This is a genomic window from Enterococcus sp. DIV1094 (assembly GCF_017316305.2).
Taxonomy (GTDB): Bacteria; Bacillota; Bacilli; order Lactobacillales; family Enterococcaceae; genus Enterococcus_B; species Enterococcus_B mangumiae.
In genome coordinates, this window is the sequence record NZ_CP147250.1 from 1,435,216 (window position 1) to 1,460,579 (window position 25,364).

23 protein-coding genes and 1 pseudogene are annotated in these 25,364 nt (G+C 38.7%); 16 read left to right on the top strand and 8 right to left on the bottom strand.

The features are described 5' to 3' along the window. The first annotated feature begins 61 nt into the window (after positions 1 to 61). Both DOK79_RS06980 and DOK79_RS06985 read left to right on the top strand, forming a co-directional pair. Positions 62 to 1,903, top strand: a complete 1,842-nt coding sequence (locus DOK79_RS06980) for a hypothetical protein (protein WP_206854427.1) — start codon at positions 62 to 64, stop codon at positions 1,901 to 1,903. A gap of 395 nt (positions 1,904 to 2,298) precedes the next feature. Continuing rightward, the gene (locus DOK79_RS06985) at positions 2,299 to 4,032 is read left to right on the top strand and encodes a hypothetical protein (RefSeq protein WP_206854425.1); all 1,734 of its coding nucleotides are present in this window, start codon (positions 2,299 to 2,301) and stop codon (positions 4,030 to 4,032) included. 347 nt (positions 4,033 to 4,379) lie between these two features. On the opposite strand, the gene def is transcribed toward DOK79_RS06985, so the two are convergent. Then, positions 4,380 to 4,943: a peptide deformylase gene (def, locus tag DOK79_RS06990; RefSeq protein WP_206854423.1), complete on the bottom strand. Its 564-nt coding sequence runs from the start codon at positions 4,941 to 4,943 to the stop codon at positions 4,380 to 4,382. 242 nt (positions 4,944 to 5,185) lie between these two features. On the opposite strand from def, the gene rpsO reads away from it, so the two are divergent. From rpsO to DOK79_RS07010, 4 genes are all read left to right on the top strand, one after another. Continuing rightward, positions 5,186 to 5,455 (top strand): 30S ribosomal protein S15, encoded by a 270-nt coding sequence (gene rpsO / locus DOK79_RS06995; RefSeq protein ID WP_010734375.1) that lies wholly within the window; start codon positions 5,186 to 5,188, stop codon positions 5,453 to 5,455. A gap of 178 nt (positions 5,456 to 5,633) precedes the next feature. Continuing rightward, positions 5,634 to 7,745: a polyribonucleotide nucleotidyltransferase gene (pnp, locus tag DOK79_RS07000; RefSeq protein ID WP_206854420.1), complete on the top strand. Its 2,112-nt coding sequence runs from the start codon at positions 5,634 to 5,636 to the stop codon at positions 7,743 to 7,745. Between the two features lie 172 nt (positions 7,746 to 7,917). Next, positions 7,918 to 8,175: a GlsB/YeaQ/YmgE family stress response membrane protein gene (locus DOK79_RS07005; RefSeq protein WP_206854416.1), complete on the top strand. Its 258-nt coding sequence runs from the start codon at positions 7,918 to 7,920 to the stop codon at positions 8,173 to 8,175. A 98-nt stretch (positions 8,176 to 8,273) separates the two neighbouring features. After that, positions 8,274 to 10,268, top strand: coding sequence for a KUP/HAK/KT family potassium transporter (locus DOK79_RS07010; protein ID WP_339093208.1), 1,995 nt, complete (start codon positions 8,274 to 8,276; stop codon positions 10,266 to 10,268). A gap of 147 nt (positions 10,269 to 10,415) precedes the next feature. Here the strand turns inward: DOK79_RS07010 and DOK79_RS07015 are convergent, their stop codons facing one another. The 3 genes and pseudogenes from DOK79_RS07015 to pepG1 all read right to left on the bottom strand — a co-directional run bounded on the left by DOK79_RS07015 (position 10,416) and on the right by pepG1 (position 11,104). Beyond that, positions 10,416 to 10,493, bottom strand: coding sequence for a putative holin-like toxin (locus DOK79_RS07015; RefSeq protein WP_206854772.1), 78 nt, complete (start codon positions 10,491 to 10,493; stop codon positions 10,416 to 10,418). Between the two features lie 195 nt (positions 10,494 to 10,688). Beyond that, positions 10,689 to 10,766 (bottom strand): annotated as a pseudogene (locus tag DOK79_RS07020) (putative holin-like toxin); the annotation flags it as partial. 197 nt (positions 10,767 to 10,963) lie between these two features. Further along, entirely contained in the window at positions 10,964 to 11,104 is a 141-nt protein-coding gene (pepG1, locus tag DOK79_RS07025; RefSeq protein WP_206854412.1) for a type I toxin-antitoxin system toxin PepG1, read from the bottom strand. Between the two features lie 260 nt (positions 11,105 to 11,364). On the opposite strand from pepG1, the gene DOK79_RS07030 reads away from it, so the two are divergent. Then, positions 11,365 to 12,663: a hemolysin family protein gene (locus tag DOK79_RS07030; RefSeq protein ID WP_206854410.1), complete on the top strand. Its 1,299-nt coding sequence runs from the start codon at positions 11,365 to 11,367 to the stop codon at positions 12,661 to 12,663. Between the two features lie 45 nt (positions 12,664 to 12,708). On the opposite strand, the gene DOK79_RS07035 is transcribed toward DOK79_RS07030, so the two are convergent. The 3 genes from DOK79_RS07035 to DOK79_RS07045 form a co-directional block, all read right to left on the bottom strand. After that, positions 12,709 to 14,085, bottom strand: coding sequence for an MATE family efflux transporter (locus tag DOK79_RS07035; RefSeq protein ID WP_206854407.1), 1,377 nt, complete (start codon positions 14,083 to 14,085; stop codon positions 12,709 to 12,711). Between the two features lie 217 nt (positions 14,086 to 14,302). Continuing rightward, positions 14,303 to 14,626: a DUF960 domain-containing protein gene (locus tag DOK79_RS07040; protein ID WP_206854405.1), complete on the bottom strand. Its 324-nt coding sequence runs from the start codon at positions 14,624 to 14,626 to the stop codon at positions 14,303 to 14,305. A gap of 319 nt (positions 14,627 to 14,945) precedes the next feature. Further along, the gene (locus DOK79_RS07045; protein WP_206854403.1) at positions 14,946 to 15,554 is read right to left on the bottom strand and encodes a 50S ribosomal protein L25/general stress protein Ctc; all 609 of its coding nucleotides are present in this window, start codon (positions 15,552 to 15,554) and stop codon (positions 14,946 to 14,948) included. 319 nt (positions 15,555 to 15,873) lie between these two features. Between DOK79_RS07045 and DOK79_RS07050 the strand changes: the two genes are divergently transcribed. From DOK79_RS07050 to DOK79_RS07085, 8 genes are all read left to right on the top strand, one after another. After that, positions 15,874 to 16,590, top strand: coding sequence for a 16S rRNA pseudouridine(516) synthase (locus DOK79_RS07050; protein WP_206854402.1), 717 nt, complete (start codon positions 15,874 to 15,876; stop codon positions 16,588 to 16,590). Positions 16,591 to 16,608: 18 nt separating this feature from the next. Continuing rightward, complete coding sequence (locus DOK79_RS07055) at positions 16,609 to 17,304, top strand: YjjG family noncanonical pyrimidine nucleotidase (protein ID WP_206854400.1); 696 nt, start codon at positions 16,609 to 16,611, stop codon at positions 17,302 to 17,304. Positions 17,305 to 17,387: 83 nt separating this feature from the next. Further along, positions 17,388 to 18,017, top strand: a complete 630-nt coding sequence (gene udk / locus DOK79_RS07060; RefSeq protein ID WP_010734363.1) for a uridine kinase — start codon at positions 17,388 to 17,390, stop codon at positions 18,015 to 18,017. A 221-nt stretch (positions 18,018 to 18,238) separates the two neighbouring features. Beyond that, positions 18,239 to 18,841 carry a TVP38/TMEM64 family protein gene (locus DOK79_RS07065; RefSeq protein ID WP_206854398.1) on the top strand — a complete coding sequence of 201 codons (603 nt, stop codon included), beginning with the start codon at positions 18,239 to 18,241 and terminating at the stop codon, positions 18,839 to 18,841. A gap of 24 nt (positions 18,842 to 18,865) precedes the next feature. Next, the gene (locus DOK79_RS07070; RefSeq protein ID WP_206854768.1) at positions 18,866 to 19,354 is read left to right on the top strand and encodes a GNAT family N-acetyltransferase; all 489 of its coding nucleotides are present in this window, start codon (positions 18,866 to 18,868) and stop codon (positions 19,352 to 19,354) included. Between the two features lie 413 nt (positions 19,355 to 19,767). Further along, complete coding sequence (locus tag DOK79_RS07075) at positions 19,768 to 21,141, top strand: hypothetical protein (RefSeq protein WP_206854397.1); 1,374 nt, start codon at positions 19,768 to 19,770, stop codon at positions 21,139 to 21,141. Beyond that, on the top strand, positions 21,122 to 21,577 hold the full coding sequence (locus DOK79_RS07080) for a YaiI/YqxD family protein (protein WP_206854395.1): 456 nt from the start codon (positions 21,122 to 21,124) through the stop codon (positions 21,575 to 21,577). The genes DOK79_RS07075 and DOK79_RS07080 overlap by 20 nt, the downstream gene beginning before the upstream one ends. A 166-nt stretch (positions 21,578 to 21,743) precedes the next feature. Then, on the top strand, positions 21,744 to 22,109 hold the full coding sequence (locus tag DOK79_RS07085) for a DUF2512 family protein (RefSeq protein WP_206854393.1): 366 nt from the start codon (positions 21,744 to 21,746) through the stop codon (positions 22,107 to 22,109). A gap of 154 nt (positions 22,110 to 22,263) precedes the next feature. On the opposite strand, the gene DOK79_RS07090 is transcribed toward DOK79_RS07085, so the two are convergent. Beyond that, positions 22,264 to 24,009, bottom strand: coding sequence for an ABC1 kinase family protein (locus tag DOK79_RS07090; RefSeq protein ID WP_206854389.1), 1,746 nt, complete (start codon positions 24,007 to 24,009; stop codon positions 22,264 to 22,266). A 178-nt stretch (positions 24,010 to 24,187) separates the two neighbouring features. On the opposite strand from DOK79_RS07090, the gene DOK79_RS07095 reads away from it, so the two are divergent. Then, the gene (locus DOK79_RS07095) at positions 24,188 to 25,255 is read left to right on the top strand and encodes a D-alanine--D-alanine ligase (RefSeq protein WP_206854386.1); all 1,068 of its coding nucleotides are present in this window, start codon (positions 24,188 to 24,190) and stop codon (positions 25,253 to 25,255) included. Positions 25,256 to 25,364: the final 109 nt, after the last annotated feature.

A 25,364-nucleotide genomic window follows, 5' to 3' on the forward strand; every position in this document is an offset into this window, starting at 1 on the left:
CATTTAACATGAAAAAAGCGAGGATAAAGTAATGCGATCAAATAAAAATTTGGAGGACGAGATGTCAGATAAAACGATGAATGAAAACAGCAATGATTTTAAAGAAAGAGTAGAGATGCTTGCAGAAGCTTTGTCATTGAAAGGAAGCGAAACTGAGTTTAATATAGGGGATAATCGTTTGTTGTTCTCAACTTATATAAAAATGATCGAAAGTGATCAAGACGAATTTTTTATAGAAAAAGATCACAAACATAAAATCATCAATTCCTTAAAAAATACACTTTCCGTTTATGATTCTCAAGAAAGTGAAAGTATAAAAAATATGTTTGAAAAGCTGAAGAATAATGATCCGACAGATTTTGTGCTCGTTCCAGTATTTTTCTTTCCTGGGGACTATAGGAAAGAGCTCGCTCATGTTTGCGGGTTTACAGTATATAAAAAAGATGAACAGTTTATCGTTCTAAAGGTGGATAAGCAACGCTTATTTGATGGATATACTGCTTCATATTTTGAAATTCCTGCAAACAATAGTAAGGAGTTAGGCGAATTATTCTTTCAGGAGCGTGATAGTTGGCAGAAGGAGCCATTTTACATATTCAATGAACTTGCGAAACTTTCAACTAGCAATAAAACGATCCCCATACCAGCTATAGAAATGAAAGAGCAAACGACGACTAATTGTGGAGTCAATGAAATCGAAGCTTCGTTAAAAACAATACTATTTAATTGTCGAACGGATATATTTTCTTTAGATAAAGATACCCCAATAACACCTACTTGGAATCCAAAGTATTGGGAAGCGATAGTAGAAATGCGTCGCCGATTTCTCGATGCTTTGAAAGGAAAGAATATCGAACAAAATAAAAACTTGGATCATATTTTTCATTTTTATCTATACCGCAAAGGGAAACTGGTTGAAAAGCCTGGATTTGATGCTGCTTTGAGCAGTTCTGGTTGGTATCGGAGAATACGCAATCTCTATTCTGAGGATCCATACATTCCGATAATGCTTGATAATAATGGAGATATCCCGTCTACATATGATAAATCTTTGCTAGAGAAAAATAGTAAGATTATAGAACCACCAGGTGCATGGGGAGGACAAGGAATCCAAACATTTGATCTATTTGAATTGGAAGGCTTCAAGGCATATTTGACTCGTAAAATACAAATATATAAAGAGCGGCTACCTCACATAAACATTCCAATAGCAAAAGAAATGATAGAGCATGTTGCCACTAAACTTGAAGAAAAAAAACAAGAAATAGAAGTAGCACTACATAAACGTTCAGAAATCGAATTAATGAAGAAAAATGAGAAAGAAAAACAGACAGTAGGCACTGTTGAAAAAGCGAAAAAAGTGGATACAGAAAAAAAATCCGATACAGTAACAAAGGAGACAAAGAATGAAAGGACTGAAGAAAAAAGGTCTAGTCTCAAATCTGTAAGGGAACATGCAGTTATACATGCTCAAAGACTCACAACAATCAATAGGGAAAAAATGAAACAAACTAAACAGCCATCTGATCAAATGAAAAATAGGGTAACGGAAACCCAACAGAATATGTTGTGGGAGGATGCTAAAAATCGTACAACAATCAAGCCGAATAAAATGAAACAATCTGAACAAGTGAAAGTTAACGTAACGGAAAAGACAGAAAGCGTGTCGTGGGAAGAGTCTAAGAAGAAAAATATAGCTAGTTGTTTTGCTTTTTTACGTTCATTGAACCCCTTTACTAAAAAAGCCGAATATTCATACGTGAGATTGGGGATTCCAGAGCAAGAAAGTGCTAAAAAAGTAAAATTTTCAACATTGTTCCAACGTTTTCAGACAAATAAAAAGAAACCAGATCCGACAAGTCAGCGCCCCGCTAGACAGCAGCCGATGAATATTTCTAGATAGTGATTGATATCCCGATTCGTTTTAATTGTGCCTAAAAATATATTATGAAGGGAAAATGGATCAACCGAGATAAACAGTAAAAGTATTCGTAGAACATGCTGATAATCAATCAAGAGATAGAAATCAAGTATACCAAATCAGAGTGACAGACCAACTGAACGCAAAGTGAAAACTAGTAATAATGTTAAAAGAAGACTAATTTCTTTAGCGATATTGTATCAAGCTTCATAAAAAAAGAGCCATGCCTACAGAAGATGCGACGAAATGAGAGCACAGATATATCGAAATCTCAGCACAAGGCAATGCTGTGAGGTTGAACAACCGAGACTATATTCTTGTTCAATGTGAAAAACGGAAATAATTGGAATGTTATTAATCAAATTTTGGAGGGGACTATGTCAAGCCAAGAAACCTTTGGAAATATGGGTGATTTTAAAGCGCGGATGGATATGCTTGCTTTAACGTTATCTTTGAAACGAAACGATAAAAAATTTAATATACCACAAAATCGGCAATTACTACTATCCACATATATTAAAATGATTGAAAGTGATCAAGACAATTTCTTCACAGAAAAAGAACAAAAACAAAAAATCATTACTTCATTAAAACACTCACTTGAGTTTAGTCGCCTCGAGACAAGTGAGAGTATACAAAATAGGTTTGAGCAGTTGAGGAATAATGACTCAACAGATTTTCTACTGTTTTCAGTATCTTTCTTTCCAGGAGATTATCGTCAAGTTAATGGTCATGTTTGTGGGGTAGCAGTATATAAAAAAGATGAGAATTTCGTCGTTTTAAAGGTAGATAAATTGCGATACTTTGATGGAGAGGCTGTCTCATATTTTGAAATTCCTATAAAAAACAGTCCAGAGTTAAGTCATTTGCTTTTTCTAAGCAAGGATAGTATAAATTTAGTTCCTCATTACATATTCAAAGAGCTTACTAAACTTTCAGTTCATTATGGAACAACCCCAATAGCATCCATAGAAATGAAGAAACAAACAACTGGTAACTGTGTAGTTACTGAAATTGAAGCATCGCTAAGAACGATACTATTTAATTGTAGACAGGATATCTTTGCTTTAGACAAAGACATCAAAGTAACGCCTAAATGGAACCTAAAACACCCAGATCCGACATTAGAAATGCGGAGGAGGTTTCATATTGCTACGAAAGGTGATGATGTAAAAGAGAATAAAGTTTTGGATCACATATTCAATTATTATCTATTTCGTAAAGGGAAACATATGGAAAATCCTGCATCTGCTACTCATTTAACAAGACTTGAATGGTATCAGTTGATTCGTGAGCTTTATGCTCAAGATCTATACATTTCGACAATCTTTGAGGTAGATGGATGTATCCCATCTACCTACAATAAATCTCTGTTAAAAGAAAAAAGCAAAATTGGTGAACTGCTATTAGGATGGGAGAAACAAGGAATTCAAATGATTGATATACTTGCTTTGGAAACTGCCAAGTCTAAGATAACGTATAAAATCCAACTATACAAAGAACTTCTGATACACATAAGTATTCCCATAGCACAAGAAATGACAGAGTATCTTATCACTCAACTTGAAGAAAAAAAACAAGCAATAGAAGTAGAACTACATAAACGTCTAGAAATAGAAATAAAAAAGCAAAATGAGAAAATGATACGGACAGTGAATGTTGGTGATGAAGCGCAAAAAGACGATACAGAAAAAAATTCCGATACAGTAACAAAGGAGACAAAGAATGAAAGGACTGAAGAAAAAAGGTCTAGTCTCAAATCTATAAGGGAAGATGCAGTTATACATGCTCAAAGACTTACAACAATCAAACCGAATAAAATGAAACAATCTGAACAAGTGAAAGTTAACGTAACGGAAAAGACAGAAAGCGTGTCATGGGAAGAGTATAAGAAGAAAAATATAGCTAGTTGTTTTGCTTTTTTACGTTCATTGAACCCCTTTACTAAAAAAGCCGAATATTCATACGTGAAATTGGGGATTCCAGAGCAAGAAAGTGCTAAAAAAGTAAAATTTTCAACATTGTTCCAACGTTTTCAGACAAATAAAAAGAAACCAGAGCCGACAAGTCATCGCATCTCTAGACAGCAGCCGATGAATATTTCTAGATAGTAACATCTCCACTCGTTTTGATTTGAGTCAAAGAGGGGATAAAAAGAGAAAGCTTACAAAAAATGCAACAAGACATGCGAAGTAAAAATCAGGAATGGTCCCAACAGAAGAAATAAACCAAGAGAAGACAATGAGCAAAGAAATAGAGAGACGACGATCGACAAGGGAAAGGTAGAACTATCATTGGACCAGTCGGTAAACAAACAGTTACCGTTAGTTTGAATATTCCAATGTATCAATCAAAAAATAAGTAGAAACGAGTTGCCAAAATAGGTGATGACAGAAAAATAAACAGAGAAAAGCAGGTAGAACTGCCAATCTCTGTTTATTTTTGATAGTATCCTTTACTACTCGATCACCAATACGCCTTCTTTTAAAGAGAATGGATTTTGAGCGTTGATATGGTCGTAGAACATCACACCATTGATATGGTCGATTTCATGTTGAACCACGATTGATTCATAATTCTTTAAACGAATTTTTTGTTTTTCCCCATTCTTGTCATAATACGAAAGCGTGATTTTTGCGTGGCGTACCACATAACCAGGTACTTCACGATCGACTGACAAGCAGCCTTCCCCTTCGCCTAAGCAAGCATTCTGGACAGAATGACTCAAAATTTTTGGATTATACATGACTGTACTCAAAGTTGGTTCAGTGATTTCTGGATCTGGATTTGGTACGTGGACGGCAATGATCCGTTTTGAAATATCAAGCTGAGGCGCAGCTAGGCCAACCCCGCCACGTAAATTCAATTCTTCTGCTTTGATTGGATCTTGACTATTTTTAAGAAACTCCAACATTTCTTCTCCTAATAAGAGATCTTCCTCGCTAAGTGGAAGAGCGACTTCTTGTGCGACTTCACGTAATGTTGGATTGCCTTCTCGAATGATATCATCCATTGTGATCATGGAATATGTACCCCTTTCTTGTTAAACACTCTCTTTTCGGTTAATAGTTTACCATAAATTAAAAAAAGTAGTAGTCTGATTGTTCGCTTAGATAGATTTTCTTAAGGATTCTGCACTTGATTTATTAGGAAGTTTCAGGTAAAGTATAGCTGTATGTTTAAAGCATATGTCCTGTTACTTGGTTAAGCGAATCACCAACGTTTTACTCAGTCACAGGGGAATAATTAAACGAGGTGAAAGAAATGGCAATTTCAAAAGAACGCAAAAACGAAATCATCAAAGATTACGCACGTCATGAAGGAGATACTGGTTCTCCAGAAGTACAAATCGCTGTATTAACTGAAGAAATCAACCACTTGAACGAACATGCACGTGTTCACAAGAAAGATCATCATTCATACCGTGGTTTGATGAAAAAAGTTGGTCATCGTCGTAACTTGTTAGCTTACTTACGTAAAACTGACGTTCAACGTTACCGTGAATTGATCCAACGTCTAGGCTTACGCCGTTAATTTTTAACAGAAAGTGGGGTTCACGTGAATCTCACTTTTTTTACTTTAAACTATCAAACATTTCTGTGAATCAGCTCGATGGACTCCTACTAACCAAATGAAAGGTGCAAAAGCTCACTTTCGCGGTTTTCATTTGTTTAGTAGCGTCTGGCTTTCACGAGAAGGAAAAGGAGTATTTATGTCAGAAAAACAAGTTTTCAAAACGACATGGGGCGGACGTCCCTTAGAGATCGAAGTTGGTCAATTGGCCAAACAAGCAAATGGAGCAGTATTAGTACGTTATGGTGATACCGTTGTATTAAGTGCGGCAGTTGCCTCAAAAGAAGCGAAAGATACAGATTTCTTCCCATTAACAATCAACTACGAAGAAAAAATGTATGCAGCCGGTAAGATCCCAGGTGGATTTATCAAACGTGAAGGTCGTCCAAGTACGGAAGCGACATTGACAGCTCGTTTGATCGACCGTCCGATTCGTCCAATGTTTGCGGAAGGTTTCCGTAATGAAGTACAAGTCACAAATATCGTGATGAGTGTAGAAACAGATTGTTCACCAGCAATGGCAGCGATGTTAGGCTCTTCACTTGCTTTATCCATTTCAGATATCCCATTTGATGGACCGATCGCAGGTGTTGAAGTGGGTCGTGTCAATGGTGAATATGTCTTGAATCCAACAGTTGAACAGGCAGAAGCAACTGATATCGAGTTGAGCGTAGCTGGTACAAAGCAAGCAATCAACATGGTAGAAAGTGGCGCGAAAGAAGTATCTGAAGAAGATATGTTAGGCGCATTACTATTCGGATTCGAAGCAATCAAAGAACTAGTCGCATTCCAAGAAGAAATCGTCCAAGCAATCGGTAAAGAAAAAATGGAAGTTTCTTTATTACAAGTTGATGCAGAGTTGAAAAAAGAAATTTTTGATGCTTCTTACAGCACAATGAAAGAAGCAGTCATGACGGAAGAAAAATTAGCTCGTGAAGACAATATCGATCAAGTGAAACATGATATTCGTGAAGCTTATGCAGAGAAATTTGCTGGTCATGAAGACGAAGCGCAATTAACAAAAGAAGTCAAACAAATTACAGAAGATCTTGAAAAAGATGTTGTTCGTGAATTGATCACGATCGATAAAATCCGTCCTGATGGTCGTAAATTAGACGAAATCCGTCCGTTAGCTTCAGAAGTTGGCTTATTGCCACGTGTTCACGGTTCAGGATTATTTACTCGCGGACAAACACAAGCACTTTCAGCTTGTACATTAGCGCCTTTAGGAGAACATCAAATCATTGATGGACTAGGTGTGGAAGTCAGCAAACGATTCATCCACCACTATAACTTCCCTCAATTTTCTGTTGGTTCAACTGGTCGCGCTGGATCTCCAGGACGTCGTGAAATCGGTCATGGTGCATTAGGCGAGCGTGCCTTAGCACAAGTGATCCCTTCAGATGAGGAGTTTCCTTACACGATCCGTCTAGTGGCAGAAGTACTTGAATCAAATGGTTCATCTTCTCAAGCAAGTATCTGTGCAGGTACATTAGCCTTGATGGATGCAGGTGTACCGATCAAAGCACCTGTTGCTGGGATTGCTATGGGATTGGTTTCTGATGGTGAAAACTATACGATCTTAACAGATATCCAAGGACTAGAAGACCATTTAGGCGACATGGACTTCAAAGTTGCCGGAACGAAAGATGGAATCACAGCATTACAAATGGATATCAAGATCCAAGGAATCACGGAACAAATCTTGACAGAAGCATTAGCGCAAGCAAAACAAGCGCGTATGGAAATCTTAGAAGAATTGACTTCAACGATTGCTGCACCACGTGAAGAGCTTAGCCAATATGCACCGAAAATCGAAATGATCCAAATCGATCCTGCAAAAATCAAAGATGTCATTGGTAAAGGTGGCGACACGATCAATGGAATCATTGATGAAACTGGCGTGAAGATCGATATCGATCAAGACGGTAAAGTAAGTATTGCTTCTTCTGACAAAGAAATGATCCAAAAAGCAATCAAGATCATCGAAGACTTGACGAAAGAAGTCAAAGTTGGCGAAGTTTACTTGGGTAAAGTTGTTCGTATCGAAAAATTCGGTGCGTTTGTCAACTTGATCAAAGGCAAAGACGGTTTAGTCCATATCTCTCAATTAGCTAACGAACGCGTGAACAACGTAGAAGACGTAGTGAAGCTAGGCGATGAAGTACTTGTAAAAGTGACAGAGATCGACAAACAAGGCCGTGTCAACCTTTCAAGAAAAGCAATGTTGAACGAAGAAGAAAAGAAGTAATCCCAACAGGTTAAGATAAAAGTTTTTTAATAAGTGTACTGCTACGAAAATAGTATTTTGTATTTTCAAAAGTAGTGCGCTTATTTTTTATAATTGATACAGGAGTAACAAGGGTCTATTTATATTTTCTTGAAAACACTGAGTTATTTAAAGTGGAAAAGGAGGAATGAAAATGATCCATTTTTTATTTTCATTGATTGTCGGTGGCGTATTGGGATTCATCGCTGGCGCTGTTCTTAATGAAGATGTGCCAGGTGGTGTTTCTGGGAATGTCATCATTGGTTTCTTAGGGAGTTGGTTAGGAGAATTTGTCCTTGGCGAACTAGGACCAGCTATCAGTGGTTTTTATCTTATTCCTTCATTGATTGGAGCACTCGTGTGTTTAGGTCTCTACTCTTTCATGGCTGATTATTTAAGGCGGCATCGTTGACTGGGTTATTTTTATCGAATTTATTGACACCAAGGTTGATTCCTTGGATAATGAGGTGGAATTTAGGATACACACGATGGAAGAAATGAGGGGGAAAAGTGACAACAAAGCACAACACCAAAAAAATCTCGATGGCCGGATTATTAGTCGCCATGGGGGTTGTTTATGGAGATATCGGTACAAGCCCACTTTATGTAATGAAAGCAATCGTCGAGGATAATGGCGGCTTGCGAGGGATCAATCCGGATTTTGTCATCGGAGCAGTCTCATTGATTTTTTGGACATTGACATTATTAACGACAATCAAATATGTCGTAATCGCGTTAAATGCAGATAATCATGGAGAAGGTGGTATCTTCTCTTTATATACCTTGGTCAGAAAAGGTGGGAAATATCTGATCATACCGGCGATGATCGGTGGTGCAGCACTGTTAGCAGACGGGGTATTGACACCAGCTGTAACGGTTACGACTGCGATCGAAGGTTTGCGAGGGATCCCAGTGTTTTTTGATCGATTCGGGAATGACCAGAACATTATTGTCATCATTACTTTAGCGATTATTTTTGTTTTGTTCATGGTCCAACGTTTTGGTACAGAAGTGGTGGGTAAGGCATTTGGACCTATTATGTTTTTATGGTTCACATTTTTAGGCGCGATGGGCTTATTCAATTTCAGCCAAGACTGGACAGTGATCCGTGCCTTGAATCCTTATTATGCGATCCAGTTGCTATTTAGCCCTGACAACAAGCTAGGTTTATTCATCTTAGGGAATATCTTTTTGGCAACTACTGGGGCAGAAGCGCTTTATTCTGACTTAGGACATGTCGGAAAACGAAATATCCATTTGAGTTGGCCGTATATCAAAGTCTGCTTAGTATTGAATTATTTTGGACAAGCAGCATGGCTGATCAATGTATATCAAAATCCTGAAACACAAGCAATTGAGAATTTAAATCCATTTTTCCAAATGATGCCAGCAAGTTTTACAGTAATAGGCGTCGGCTTTGCAACGATTGCCGCAGTCATTGCTTCGCAAGCATTGATTACAGGTTCATTTACGTTGGTATCTGAAGCAATCAAACTAAAATTATTACCTCGATTGAAAATCATGTATCCTGGAAGCAGTATTGGACAAATGTATATTCCCGCAGTGAATTTGATTTTATGGATTGCTTGTTCACTCGTTGTCGTCACTTTTAGAACCTCGCATCATATGGAAGCTGCTTATGGACTGTCCATTACCGTGACGATGTTGATGACGACTGCATTGCTTTATTTCTACCTGCTTCAAAGTGGGTATTCAAAATGGTTGGCGCATACGATCACCTTTTTCTTTGGTGTGATCGAAGTTGTCTTCTTTATTTCCAGCGTCGTGAAATTTTTCCACGGTGGTTTTGTGGCTGTTTTGATTGCTTTAGTTATTCTGGCAGTGATGTTTATTTGGGAACAAGGCAATATCATTCGTGAATCGGTCGCAGAAGAAGTGGAATTAAAAGAATACATTCCACAGCTTAGAGAATTGAAAGACGATAAGACGTTACCAATGTATCAAACAAACGTGGTCTTCTTAGTGCCGGATATGGCAGATGGGAAGGTCGGTCGTCAGTTTGTGTATTCCATTTTAGACAAACGGCCAAAGCGGGCGAAGGCTTATTGGTTTGTACATGTAGAAGTAACTGATGAACCCTATACGAAAGAGTATCAAGTGGATATGATGGGGACTGACTTTGTTGTTCAAGTGAATCTGTTCTTAGGCTTCCGTGTCCAACAAGAAATCAATGTCTACGTTCGCCAAATCATCCACGATTTAATGAAACAAGGACGTTTACCAAAACAACCACAGACGTATTCATTGACTCCAGGAAGAGAAGTTGGCGATTTCCAATTCATCTTGATCGACGAAGTGGTTTCAAATGTAACGACTCTTGGAAAATGGGAACGCCAAATCATGCAAGCCAAACTTGCGATCAAGAAAATCGCTACGACACCAGAAACTTGGTTTGGTTTAGAATACAGTGAAGTCAAACACGAAACAGTACCATTGCTGATTGGTGGTACTAGAAAAACATGGTTGAAAGAACGAAAAAAATAAATAGATAAAGAATTGGAATATGCTATACCGGAAATGAAAAGAGGAGTTGCGATAACAACTCCCCTTTGACAGCGCTGTTTAAAAAGAACCGTGGTATAAATCTAAATATCTCTAAAAAGAAGTAGCCAGTCCCTGTTAAAGTGACGGCTATTTCTTTTTGTCGTCCCTAAGCAATGCTACAATCAACGTGATCAGGGCGATGGTAAAAATATCAAAGCTGAGCATCAACTTAGACTGGGTGCCCAACTGAACAGTCAGAGGAGATTCTCTAGAACTTCATCTAGTAAGCATGTTGATAGTATGCTATACTGAATCTGAAAAGAGGAGTTGCGCTAACAACTCCCCTTTGACAGTACCGTTTAATTAACAGCGGCATAATTCAGGTGATTTTTAGAAATAACCGTCCTAGGCCGAGGACGGTTATTTCTTTTTGTCGTCGTTAAGCAATGCTACCACCAACGTGATCAGGGCAATGGTAAACATACCAAAGCTGAGCATCAATTTAGACTGAATGCCCAACTGACAGAGGATCTTCCCTAGAACTTCATCTAGTAAGCATGTCGATAGTATGCTATACTAAACGTGAAAAGAGGAGTTGCGCTAACAACTCCCCTTTGACAGCGCTGTTTAAAGAACAGTGGTATAAATCTAAATATCTCTAAAAAGAAATAGCTAGTCCCCTGCTAAAGTGACGGCTATTTCTTTTTGTCGTTAAGCAATGCTACCACCAACGTGATCAGGGCAATGGTAAACATACCAAAGCTGAGCATAAATTGGACTGTATCGAGTGCCGACAAAAGGCGTCTCCTTTCGTAAGATTTAGAAAGTATGTGCATACGCACCACCTCGCTTTCGAAGGATAGCCACCGTCATTAAACTGTACTGTCACGTAATAGCATAGCACATGCGCACATTTTAAACCTTAATTTATAAATTTTCTTGTTATTGAATAGCTATTGAATGCTAATGACACAAGTGAATAAATCCTCCCATTATTTAGAGTGATCTAGTGGAAGAAGCAGAAATCAAAAGCCTCCTAGTTATACTCTTTTTACGAAAAGTTGTACAATTGAAATGGAAAAGTGAGGCGAAATCAATGGTACTAAATTTTGTAATATTATTTTTGATGATAGCAATCACTGCTTTTTTTGTTGCGAGTGAATTTGCTTTAGTAAAAATCAGACGTTCCCGCTTGGAGCAATTAGAAAAAGACGGTGTGAAGAACGCCAAACTAGCGTTACATGTGACCCATCATTTAGATGACTATTTATCTGCAAGTCAGTTAGGCATTACTTTGACTGGTTTGATCATTGGGTGGGTTGGTGAAGGTTCTGTGGCAGCGTTGTTAGAACCTTGGATCGGTCAACTTCCGATTGGTAGGGGAATCAGTGCAACGATCTCTGTTGCATTAGGTTTTATTCTTGTCACGTATGTCGACGTTGTCGTTGGTGAACTTTTGCCGAAAAGTTATAGTATCGTCAATACCGAACAAGTTGTTTTGTTTGTGGTGAGACCTTTACATTATTTTTATCTTGCGATGTTTCCTTTCATCTGGGTATTGAATCATTCGGCAGCAGGCTTAGGTAAACTGCTAGGAGTGAAGTTAGTCTCGGAAGGAGAAGAAACACTTTCCCAAGAAGAACTAACGTTAGTTGCGCTCAATTCTTACGAGCAAGGTGAATTGACAAAAGATGAATACCAGTACTTAGAAAATGTCTTTGAGTTTGATGATACGTTGGCAAAAGACATCCAAGTGGATCGTACCTCTATGCAGGTTTTTGAGGTTTCGGATACAGTGGAACAAGCAATCAAAGAATCGATTGAACGAGGACACACGCGATACCCTGTCATCTTAGGCTCTAAAGATAATGTGTTAGGATACGTCACTTTGCCCGCTTTGATCAAACAATCGTTAGAAGATGACCAGATCACAGTCGAGTCATTGATTGAAGAGCCAATCGTGACAGCTGAAACCATTCCAATCAAAAAGTTATTGACGATTATGCGAAGAAGAGGAAAGCATATAGCAATCTTAAAGGATGAATATGGCGGAACAAGTGGACTTGTCACGATCGAAGATATTTTAGAAGAAATCGTCGGTGAAATTCGAGACGAAACAGACGTTGATCAAGCGTTGATTGCAAAACAAGAAGATGGTAGTTATATTGTTTCAGGAAAATTGACTCTCGATGATTTTGAGCGTTACTTCAACGAGGATGTTCCGGAATTTGAAGAGACAAATTTTATTACTCTTGCGGGTTTTATGTCTAGCTATCAAAAAGAAATCGAGCCGGGTACAGTGATTACGATCGGACAATTCCAATTCACTGTTTTGGAGTATAATCATGCACATATCGACTATTTCAGTTTGGTGATTTTACCAACGAATCCATAGAAAAAAGTGTTCTTCCTGATTATAGGAGGAACACTTTTTTTGAATTTAATAGCTGATTTCAGCATTTTCAATTGGAAATTGTTGTTGTTCAGCATCTAATTGTTTCAAATGTTTAACCGCACGTACATAAGAGTAAAGCAAGACGGCAACAGAACCAGCCCAAGCAAGTGGTGAAGCAAGAGCAGCTCCTGGGTAGCCCCAAAGTCCAGTAAGAATGATTGCAGCGAACGAACGCATGATCAATTCCATCATACCAGCAATCGTTGGAACTTTGCTTTGTCCAAGACCTTGCAACGTGTAACGCAAGATAAACAAGATTGCTAAGATCCAGTAAAGCGAGCCATTGATATTAAAATAGGTTTGTGCCAAATCAAACACGACGGTTTCAGTTGGGCTAACAAACAAGCTCACTAATGGACGACCAAGGAAAATGACGATTGCACCAGCTAAGAAACTAAAGCCAATGCTCATGACTAATGTTTGACGGACACCTTTTAAGATACGACCATATTGTTTTGCGCCATAGTTTTGCGCAGCAAAAGTCGCCATCGCAATACCGAAGGACATCATTGGTTGAACCGCAAATTGATCGATACGACCAGCAGCAGCTTGGGCAGCAACGACATCTGTACCTAAGCTATTCAGTGCAGATTGTAATACGATTGCACCGATTGCGATGATCGATGATTGAAAAGCCATTGGTAATGCCACATTCAAATGTGTACGGATCTCTTGCATATCAAACGAAAAATCTTTTTTACGTAATTGAAGCATCGGGATTTTTTTCTTGATGTAGACGACACATAATAAACTAGAAGCGACTTGTGCAATCACTGTTGCGATCGCAGCACCTTCTACACCCATACCGAAGTTGATGATAAAGACCAAATCCAAAACAACGTTGATGATCACTGCAACAATCAAAAAGAGTAAAGGTGTTCGGCTGTCACCAAGTGCGCGAATAACATTTGATAACAAGTTGAAGCTGACGGCAGCGAAGATTCCCCATAGGATGATCACGATGAATGTTTGTGCTTCATCAATGATATCAGCGGGTGTTTGCATCAACTGGAGCATCGGACGAATAAATACTAAGCTAAGGACAGTTAAAATCACAGTAACGACTACACTAATCATGACACTTGCAGCAAAACTCTTTTTCAAACCACGAAAGTCCTTCGCACCATATCTTTGTGCGGTAATAATAGCTAAACCAGCTGTTAATCCTTGGGCAAAACCAATGATCAAGAAAGTTAATCCACCAGTAGCTCCTACAGCCGCAAGTGAGTTTTTCCCTAAGGTTTGTCCAACAATGATCATGTCAACCATGTTGTAGAATTGCTGGAACACATTGCCTATCAATAAAGGGACAGTAAATAGCAAAATTAGTTTGGCTGGGCTTCCTTTTGTTAAATCGCGCATCTTGTAAACTCCTTATTTCTTTTAAAATTTAGTTAGTAGTATATAGTGTTTATCCTGGGAATACCAATTAAAATATAATGATAAACGAATAGCTAAAATGCTTTGTGTTTTCTGAAAATTTTCAGAATAGGTCATCATAAAACAAGCCAAGAAGTGAGTCCGAGATTAAAATCAAAGAGTCAACTACTTGGCTATCGTACAAAACAAAGGGCTTGTTTTAGTATTGTTTAATTTCACTTGGGAGAAGAATCGTTTCTCTTGTCCCATCATCATAAGCAAATACTTGCGCAGGGTATTGAGGAGAATAAGGGAACGGTAGATCAATCCCCATCTCTACGGTACTGCCCGCTTGAGAAAAATGCAAGGTTACTTTTCCATGATTGTTCATTAAATCAAAAGCTAAAATATTATCTAACGGAATAACACCCTTAAGGTCTAAATCAATAATAAACCAGATACTATCGATCAGTTCATCTGGCAAACTTGATACCACACCTAACGATGCGTATCGATTACGGCTACTATCAAAACTTTCAAACATCGGCTTAGCCTCCTTTGTCTAAAAAACGAAATTACGAGAAGATTTTTTATTAGGATAAACGAGTCATACTTCTTGTAACGTTGGTTCATTCTAATAAACATTTTCATAAAATGCAACAATATTTGCATACTTTTTTTAAAAGTATAAGAAATTTTTAAGAGGGGATTGAAAAAGCTTGTTATATAAGGGTTTTTCACTATATAAAATATACAAATAAGGGATGATAAATAGGAATATACCATTCCTGTGAGACGCTTTTTGAAGTGAAATAAAAAACGAAGCTATGACGTTTGCCACAGCTTCGTTTATTAAAAGGCGTTTATTCTTCTGTTGAACCGATGACTTCTGGTTCTACTGCTTCGCCAGTTGTTTCTTCTTCTTCCGTTGGTGCAACAACTGCGGCGATTTGTTCTTCTCCGTCAGTAATGATCGTGTAGGCATCATCTTTCGGTAGATCCGCTACAGTGATCGAGTCACCTAATGCTAAATCAGTGATATCTACTTCAATGTTTTCTGGTAATTGATCTGGCGTAGCAGAAACAATCACAGTATATAGGTTTTGAGCCAATACACCACCAGATTTCACACCAGCAGATTCGCCGACAAGGACAACTTCTGTTTCAACTTCTGTTTCTTCTTTCATGTTCACAGATAGGAACTCCACGTGTTCTATTTGGTTGGTAAATGTGTTTGATTGGATCTTGTGAACAAGTGTGTTGACTTTCTTTCCATCAACATCCATTGTGATCACAGTATTTGCGGCATTCTCACGCAATACTTTACTAAACGTAGCACTATCAAATGAGATTGGTGTGCTTTCCACGTTGTAACCATAAACGATTGCAGGTACTTTTCCTTCGTGACGCAATTTGTTTCTCAATGAACGGGGACGTACTTCTCTTTTACTTACTTCTAATGATACTGACATAACCAAATTCCTCCTTAAAATGTGACTGTCTGCTTTGGTGTCAGACAGATTTTATTTAAGTGAATGTCACATGGTCTCTTGCACATTATCAGGTAGCGCGAAAAAACGCAAAAAGACAGATGCGCGCATCTGCCTTTAAAAAGTCAGGATTCAACTTTTCTCCACCAGGTCATTACGCTGTGTATGAGAAATCCAATTCACTTTACTCTTTAACCGTAACGCGAATCTTTGAGTAAGTCAAGGGAACTACTCAACGTTCCTATTTTGCATGCTGTCCGATTCGGGTTATAATGCTTAGTAGCTAGGAAAGGAAACAACTATGCGGTTAGATAAATTAATAGAAAAAGAATTAGAAACATCACGCAAAGAGATGAAACGACTCTTTGCAATGAAACTCGTTCGTATCGATGGCGAAATAGAGCAGAAACAGAATCGAAACGTTGATAGCTTACTTCATCGCATCGAAGTAGATGGTGTAAGGTTGCACACAAATGAAGTATATTTTATGCTGAATAAACCTAAACGAGCTGTAACAGCAGTGACAGACATTCACAAAACGACCGTTATCGATTTGTTGTCTTCAGCCGATCGCACACAACCTTTGTACCCAGTTGGGCGATTAGATCGCGATACAACAGGTTTATCGTTGATCACTTCCAATGGCCAATTAGGTTATGAAATGTTGTTGCCTGATAAAAAAGTACAGAAAACATATGTAGCAGTTGTCAATGAACAAGTGACAGAAGCTGACCAAATTGCTTTTAAAAAAGGAATTGTTTTTGATGGTGGTTATCAATGCTTACCTGCACATTTAGAGATCCTTGACGCGCAACATAAAAAAAGTATTGTACGACTGACGATCCAAGAGGGGAAATTCCATCAAGTGAAAAAGATGTTTTTAGCTTGTGGAAAAAAAGTCACTGCATTGCAACGAATCAGCATGGGCCCCTTACAACTAGATCCACATTTGGCTGAAGGATCGTATCGCTCATTGACGTTAGACGAACTAAAAAAATTAAAAAAATATTTTAAATAGAAGAAATAGGAGAATCAGATGAAATATCATACATTATTATTTGACGTAGATGATACGTTATTAGATTTTCAACAAACGGAAGCAGAAGCGTTGCATCAACTGTTTGCTGAACAAGGCATTGAACTGACACCGGAGATCAGAACGAGTTATAAAGCATTGAATCACCATTTATGGCGTGAATTTGAAAAGGGGCAGATGACAAGAGATGAAGTGACTGGAAATCGCTTTGGACTATTGTTCCAACAGTTTGGCAAAACGGTCGATAGCCAAGCAATGGATCAGCGTTATCGTCATTATTTGAATCTCGGCCATCACTGGATTCCTGGTAGCCATGAGTTGCTGGAAGCAGTGTCAAATGAAGCGGAGCTTTATATTGTGACGAATGGAGTTTCTCAAACGCAGCATCGACGATTGACCGATGCGCGAATGATCCATTACTTCAAAGAAATTTTTGTTTCAGAAGCGATTGGCGCACAAAAACCAATGAAGGCCTTCTTCGATCACGTATTTACAAATATTCCTGAACTAGACAAAGAGCGAACGGTCATTATCGGTGATTCACTGACTTCGGATATCAAAGGTGGAAATGAAGCAGGAATCGATACGATTTGGTTCAATAAAAATCGATTACCTGAAATGCTGGAGATCCAGCCGACACATCGTATCGATTCTTTAGAAGAACTTTATCCACTATTGGAAATCCCACTTCATTAATTTTCAGAAAAATAGTGCATTTTCCTTTTTTTTCGCTATAATAGATTAGAATGAAAAAACGGATATGAAAGAGGTTTTAGTCAATGACAAAAAGCAAGCCAATTATCATTGGTGTGACGGGCGGATCGGGAAGCGGAAAGACAAGCGTCAGCCGAGGGATTTTTAGTCACTTTCCAGACCACTCCATCATGATGCTTGAACAAGATTCTTATTATAAAGATCAAAGTCATTTAAGCTTTGAAGAACGGTTGAATACAAACTACGATCATCCTTTTGCCTTTGATAATGAACTGCTGATCCAGCACGTTGAAAAACTACTGAACTATGAAGCCATTGAAAAACCAGTCTATGATTATGTTGCGCATACAAGAAGTCAAGCAACGATCATTCAAGAACCAAAAGAAGTCATTATTTTGGAAGGTATCTTGATTTTAGAAGACGAACGTTTACGTGATTTGATGGATATCAAGATCTATGTAGATACAGACGATGACATTCGGATCATTCGCCGGATCAAACGCGACATGGAAGAGCGTGGACGTACGTTAGATTCTGTGATCGAACAATATTTAACAGTCGTTAAGCCGATGTATCATCAGTTTATTGAACCAACAAAACGCTATGCTGATATCATCGTGCCAGAAGGTGGCGAAAATCACGTGGCCATCGATTTGATCACGACGAAAGTTGCTAGTTTTTTGAATCATCAGTAAAACGAGCAGTTGAGAGGGCTGTAGCATGAGTGACGGTCTACTAAAACCGAATCAACAGGGTTTCATAAGTAACTACTGAGGGAATAAGCTGTAGAATCTGAGGATATGAGGGATATTTTCGGATTTTATAGCTTATTTCTCGCAGCTAGGCACAGTTGCCTCTGCCCGCTAACTGTTCTTTTTATGAAATAAGGAAAAAATGAAAAGTGTAGGAGAAACATATGACTGAGAAAAAAACATGGATACATAGAGCCATCCAATTCGCACCACTCCTTGGTTTAAGTATATTTTTCATATTGATTATTTATGGGTATCGCCACGGAATCTTCCAATCGGCAGATTCGTTACAACAATTCATGCAACAGTTTGGGAGACATGCGGTCATCTTATTTATCGTCATCCAGATCATTCAAGTCGTTATCCCGATTCTACCGGGAGGGATTTCTTCCGTGGCTGGGATGTTGATGTTTGGCAATGCTTTTGGGTTGCTGTATAGTTGTATTGGCTTGATCATCGGTGAAGCAATTGGTTTTTTGTTCGTGCGTTATTATGGGACGAGTTTTGTCCGTTTCATCTTATCGCCAAAAAAATTCCAGAAATTTGAGCAGTTAGTCGCTGATAAAACGCAAAACATCAAAAAAGTATTGGTCGTCACCTTACTTTTACCTTTCGCGCCAGATGATTTGATTTGTCTTGTCGCAGGGTTGACGAAGCTCTCATTTAAAGAATACATGCAAATCATTATTCTTTTAAAACCTTGGTCTGTCGCTGCTTACAGTATGATCATGTTGTTTTTGTTCCAACAGGCACAAGGGCATTTTTAGTTCATTGATTGGGGGGATAACATGTTGGAGAAAGTCGCAGTGACTGAGAAAGAACTAGATGAACTCGTCGCAGTCATCCATGAAGTATGGCCCGAAGCGTTCACGCCGATCATCGGTCAAAGACAAGTCGCTTATATGTTGGAGACTTATCAATCGAAAGAACAGATCGAAAAGGAATGTGCTGCAGGGGTCAGCTACTTCTTATTGAAATTAGCTGGACGAACCGTTGGCTACACTGCGTATGAAAAGATAGCTTCTTCAATCTATTTGAGTAAGCTCTACATTCTACAAGACGTACGTGGAAAAGGCTTGACATCTGAAGTCTTTCGTTGGTACGAACAACTAGCTAGAGAAACAGAGGCACAAGAGATTTTTTTACGTGTCAATCAAGACAATCGACAAGCAATTGCGGTCTATCAACATCAAGGGTTTGTCATTGAAGAAGAATTGATCTCAGACATCGGTGAAGGATTTCAAATGGTCGATTATAAAATGAAAAAAAGGCTCGCATAAACTGATTGAGTGTGTTAAAGTATACGTTATGCGACGGGTCGAGAAGATCTCTGAATGATAGAGGTCTAATTGATTTTGGCGGCACATGATCTGCGGATCACCTACCGGATGTAGGCGTGCTGGACAAGACTTTTGTGGAGAAGGGCTTGTCTGTCTGATTCTTCAGGCACCAGTGAGGTCTGGGCAGAAATGCTCAACCTCAAAGAAAAAGCAGGGATTCCCCAAGTTTGCTAGTCAAATTTTGAGGAGTTCCTGCTTTTTTGATTTGGAGAGAGAATGGGGAGATGTGGGGTTCTGGCTGCCTTGCTCCTATGGTATAATCAAATTTGTACCCATAGACCTAAGAGAGTGTCTATAGAGATGATGTGTTGACATGGAAAATACCCCATGTTTGATGCGTAAGGAGTTTTTATATGATTGATAAAATCAAGCGATTTGTGCGGAATTTTACACAAACGACGCCTTTTATTTTGAGTAATACGGTCATCTTAGTACCGTATCTTTTATTTTTAAGCTTGAGTGACGGGAATCAATGGTTGTCGATTTTACCGTTTACTTTATTTTATACATTTCGGATGACAGGATTGTTTTTAGTGAGTAGCATCCGCTTTGGTCTAGATAGTTATACCTTGTTGATGATTTCATTGTTGACAGGTGGGGCAGGTTCGTTGATCGGGATTTTTGGTGTCCTCTACTTTCCACTGTATTATTTATCGAGTGTGCTTTTAGGGCTTAGTGCGGCATGGTTGGTACCAACAAATATGACGGTGAATTACCATGAAAAACAACAGGGATTCACGAACATGTCAGCAAACAAATTCCCTTTTGCGATCCTTTTATTGCTTGTTTTGTTTCGATCGATCGAGCTACCTGGTTCGACACAAGTCGTGATGACATTAGCGCTTTATACATTGTTTTATATTATGGCGTATCATACGGTCAGTCATTATCCACGCTATGAATTAGATTTTAAAGAGCTAAAGTCAAATGTGGTAGTTACAAAGGAACTTCTTTTATTTATTGGCTTTTTTGTATTGTTGTTTCTTTTGAGAAATGCTCGTTTGTTGATCGATCCTGCATTATTTGATGTGGCAATCTATGGGTTTATGCTGCTGTTTCTCTTTGCGGCGTTCTATCTAGGGAGAGCAAGGAAGCGGTGGAAACTACCTACTTGGTTGAATAGCTTTACTTTTTTGAATGGTATGTTAGGTAATTTTCTCTTTTTATTTGGCACACTTTATATCGGTCGTGTACATGGCTTTGATTATCTAGGTGTGTATATGTATTTGCCTTATATTGCAGGGATGGTATTAGCCAAAATCATTGGAAAACAGCTCATCGGGATTCCAACGATCGATCCTGTACTCGTTCAACTGGCGGGTTTGTTCAGTTCATTGCTGATTCTGTTGCTTCCGCAAATCGGCTTTGTGGTCGGTTTATTCTTACTAAGCTTCTGGCACGCGGTAGTAGGCAGTTGGTTGAATCGTACGTATTATGAGATCGATACGTCAATACCGATGGATAATCGTGTGATCACGAAGTTTACGACACAAAATAAAGGAAGTGTGACCCATCAATTCTTGTTGATGTCATTGATGCTAGTGATGGCCCAATGGCTGGATAAACCTGTGAGTGTATTGCTCCAGCTGACTGGCAGACTTAGCGTACCAAAAACGATGATCCAATTGTTAGTCTACGTAAAATGGATCAATGTCGGTGTATTGCTCGTAGGAGTAATAGCTGTTTATCTTTTGTGGAGGAAAGAACATGCGAAAAATATTCATTGATGGTGATGGCTCTCCAGTGAAAAATGATGTGATTGAAATCGCCGCTTCATTTCAACTAGAAGTAATGATCGTCACAAGTGTGGATCACTATACAAATAAAGAGTATCCGGATCATGTGCAGTTTGTCTACGTCGATAAAGGAGCAGACAGTGCCGATTATAAAATTGTCGGACTGATCAAAAAAGGCGATTTTTTGGTTACTCAAGATTATGGCTTAGCTTCACTGGTCTTACCTAAAGGTGTTCGAGTGTTTCATCAATCAGGGAAAGAGTTTGATACAACGAACATTGACGGGCTACTAGAGCAACGGTATCAAAGCAGTAAGTTGAGAAAAGCTGGTATCCGCACAAAAGGACCGAAACCTTTTACTAACGAAGACCATCAACGGTTCAAAGAAGCGTTGATCCGAGCGCTTGAAGAAATAGGAATAGAGTAATTGTCAGTGAACATTGTTTCTAATTAAATAGAAGCAGTGTTCACTTTTTTTTATTACTAGGTGAAGTGCGATATCTTTGATTGATTCTATAACAAGGGATATAATTATGAAGATTATTTAATTATATAATCATATGTTTTTAACCAAAAAGAAAGGAGTGCAGAAAATGAAACATGTAAAGGCGTTGGTGGTAAAAGCAATCATGATCTGGGCGATTCTATGGATCGTACTAACAGGACTTTATGGCGTTAGCTTTATGGATTCAACGATTGTCGGAGTGATCATTGTTGTAATGATCTATGTATTAGGTGATCTGCTGATTTTGAGAAAAGTAGGAAATATCGCAGCTACAATTGCAGATGCTGGTTCAGCTGCAGTCATTCTATGGTTATATCTTTATTTCATGAACGATATGGCGGATATTTGGATGAAAGTGTTAGTGCCTGCGTTATTGATCGGAATCGCTGAATGGTTCTTCCATAAGTGGTTGTTATCGCAAAGAATCGTACCTGATGAACGAAAGATGAAATAAAAACGTGAATGAGAAGATATTAAAAGTTTGAAAATAAATATTGGAATAAGGGATATCGACTAAAACAGGAATGGTCTCGTTATCCCTTTACTCTAAACAGCAAAAAGTGAGCGACAACATCCGAAAATATGGAATTATTTTCAGATGTCGTCGCTTATTTTCGCCTTTTTTTATAATACTTGATCAGCGTATCGATCGCTAAAAAGAGGATGACTACAGCTGCGATCGTATAGGTGAATATACCTAGCAGTGTAATAAAATTGATTTGGTCGTCTGGTGCAGCTTGGACGAGAAGCGAAGAACCGACGATTAATGCAGCGAGTATCACACCGAAGACTAAGCGGTTCACCATACTTTCGATCCGGCTCATCAGTTGATCTTGTTTCTTTAACTCCAAGTTGATTTTCCCTTGTCCAGAACGCCAAGTTTCAAGGAGATGGTGCACTTGTTGCGGGATTTTTGGGACAGTCTTGACGCCTTCTAAGAAGTCCAAGCCGGCTTGTTTCAATGTATCTTCAACGGATAAATGTGCTAAGAAATACCGTTGTGCAAAAGGTGTAGCCACTTCCATCAAAGAAACTTCTGGATCAAGGACACGGATCACGCCTTCTAAGGTACTGAAAGCTTTGAGTAATAACGTGATATCACGATCGATTTGTAAGTTGTTTTGATGACAGATGGCTACGATTTGTGAAAAGACTTCTTGTAAGTCGATTTCTTCGATCGGTAGGTCCAGATATTGTGTCAAAAAGTTAGCGAGTTGTTGATGAAACTCACTTTCATCAAATGGTCCTTCTTGTTGGCATAAGTTGACGACGGCTTTTTCGATTCGGTAAATATCTCGCGTATAAATGGCAAGAACGACTTCCATTAGTTTTTGTCGTAGTGAGCCGGAAAGACTACCCATCATACCGAAATCAATATAACTGATCGTATATGGTTGCAACGGTTCAGTGACAGTGGAACTGGTTTTGAGCGAAAGAGTACCTAACTGTTTTTGGTGTTCTTTCGTCGTTGTTGCGACATTGTCTGAAAGCGCCTCTGAAGGTAGAGGATGGAATAACAAATTGCCGGGATGTGGGTCGGCATGAAAAAAGCCATCATCAAAGATTTGCTTCATAAAATGCTCGATCAATCGTTTGGCGACTTGCTGTTTCAGTTGTGTATTAGAAAGTGGCGCGATGAGGGGTGTGTCCGTTTCTTCTAGGTTCATCAATTGGTTGAAATTCTTTCCAGCCATCTCTTCCATCACAATGACTTTTTTTGTGCAGAGAGATTCATAGATCTTAGGAGATCGAACTTCATACCAATGATTGTTTAGTTGATAGAAACGTGCGCCATTTTGACTTTCTTTGTAGAAATCTAATTCGTTGGTCAACGAACGTTTGACTTCTTGCAAGACACCTTTCAAATCGATCACGCTTGTCTCAGGAATATATTTGATCAAAGGGATCGCCCGTTCAAATAACTGCAAGTCCATCATGATTTCTTCCGCAATATTCGGATGTTGGACTTTTACGACGACGGCATCGCCATTTTTTAGGATGGCACGATGCGCTTGCCCCATTGAAGCAGAAGCAAAAGGTGTTTTATTAAAATCATCAAAAATCGTATCTAAGGGTGTGTCTAATTCCTGTTCGATTGTTTTTTTTGTCGTGACAAAAGGGTCGCTTGGCACGTTGTCTTGCAATGTTTTAAATGTCTTAGTAAACTCAGCAGAGAGTAAATCATCACGTACAGAAAGCATTTGCCCGATTTTGATAAAAGTTGATCCAAGCTCTTCGAATGCTTTTTTGACTTGTTTAGGATTTTTTTGCTGGATCAGATTAGGCAGGACATTTTCTTTGATGAATACTTGAATGATCTCTGTTAAGCGGCTTCGAGAAGTAGTTTTAGTCATCATCATGCCTCCTTTTCCTTATCATAACTGTTAGGGAAAAAAGCGACAACTATTCCGCTGTTTCTCGGATAAAATGACAAGTACCTCACCTTTTTTCAAATAAGCTGTTTGCATCTTTTGTTTTTGTGCTAAAATATGAAGTAAAAATGAATGATATCGAATACAGGAGGAAAATCTTTTGAAGATTACTTTATTATATGGTGGACGCAGTGCGGAACACGAAGTTTCGATTCTTTCAGCGTTCTCCGTTTTAAATGCTATTTATTATGCTTATTATCAAGTACAGCTCGTATTTATTAGTAAAGACGGACAGTGGGTCAAAGGCCCCTTATTAACTGAAAAACCCGCAAGTGAAGAGGAGTTGCACTTGACATGGGATCCTAGTGGGAAAATGACAGAAGGATTTACCGGAACTGTCATCAATCCAGGAGAAATCAAAGAAGAAGGCGCCATCGTTTTCCCAGTTCTTCATGGACCAAATGGCGAAGACGGAACGATCCAAGGTTTCTTAGAAACTTTGAATATGCCTTATGTCGGTGCGGGGGTGTTGACGAGTGCTTGTGCTATGGATAAGATCATGACAAAATATATTTTACAAGCAGCCGGTGTGCCGCAAGTACCGTATGTTCCAGTCTTGAAGAACCAATGGAAAGAAAATCCTAAAAAAGTGTTTGACCAATGTGAGGGCTCATTGCTTTACCCAATGTTCGTCAAACCAGCTAATATGGGATCAAGTGTTGGAATCACTAAAGCTGAAACTCGAGAAGAATTGCAGAATGCTTTAGCAACAGCTTACCAATACGATTCACGTGCTATCGTTGAACAAGGAATCGAAGCGCGCGAGATCGAAGTCGCTGTGTTAGGAAATGAAGATGTCCGCACGACGTTACCTGGTGAAGTAGTGAAAGACGTGGCTTTTTACGATTACGAGGCAAAATACATCAATAATCGAATCGAGATGCAGATTCCAGCTGAGGTACCAGAAGAAGTTCACCAAAAAGCACAAGAGTACGCAAAATTAGCTTACACGATGTTAGGTGGAAGTGGCTTGAGCCGATGCGATTTCTTCTTGACGAATAAAAATGAGTTATTCCTTAATGAATTGAATTCAATGCCTGGATTTACAGCGTTCAGCATGTACCCATTATTATGGGAAAATATGGGCTTGCAATACGGGGACTTGATTGAAGAATTGATTCAATTAGGCTTGAACCGTTACAATCAAAGACAAAGTTTCTTTGAATAGTTTAAACGTAATCAACACAAGCATGAACGAAATGAAGTAGTGTGTCTATCAAAACAAAGGTTGTGAATGATCATCGGGTACTGATTGAAAGCGAAAGATTTTTACTGTT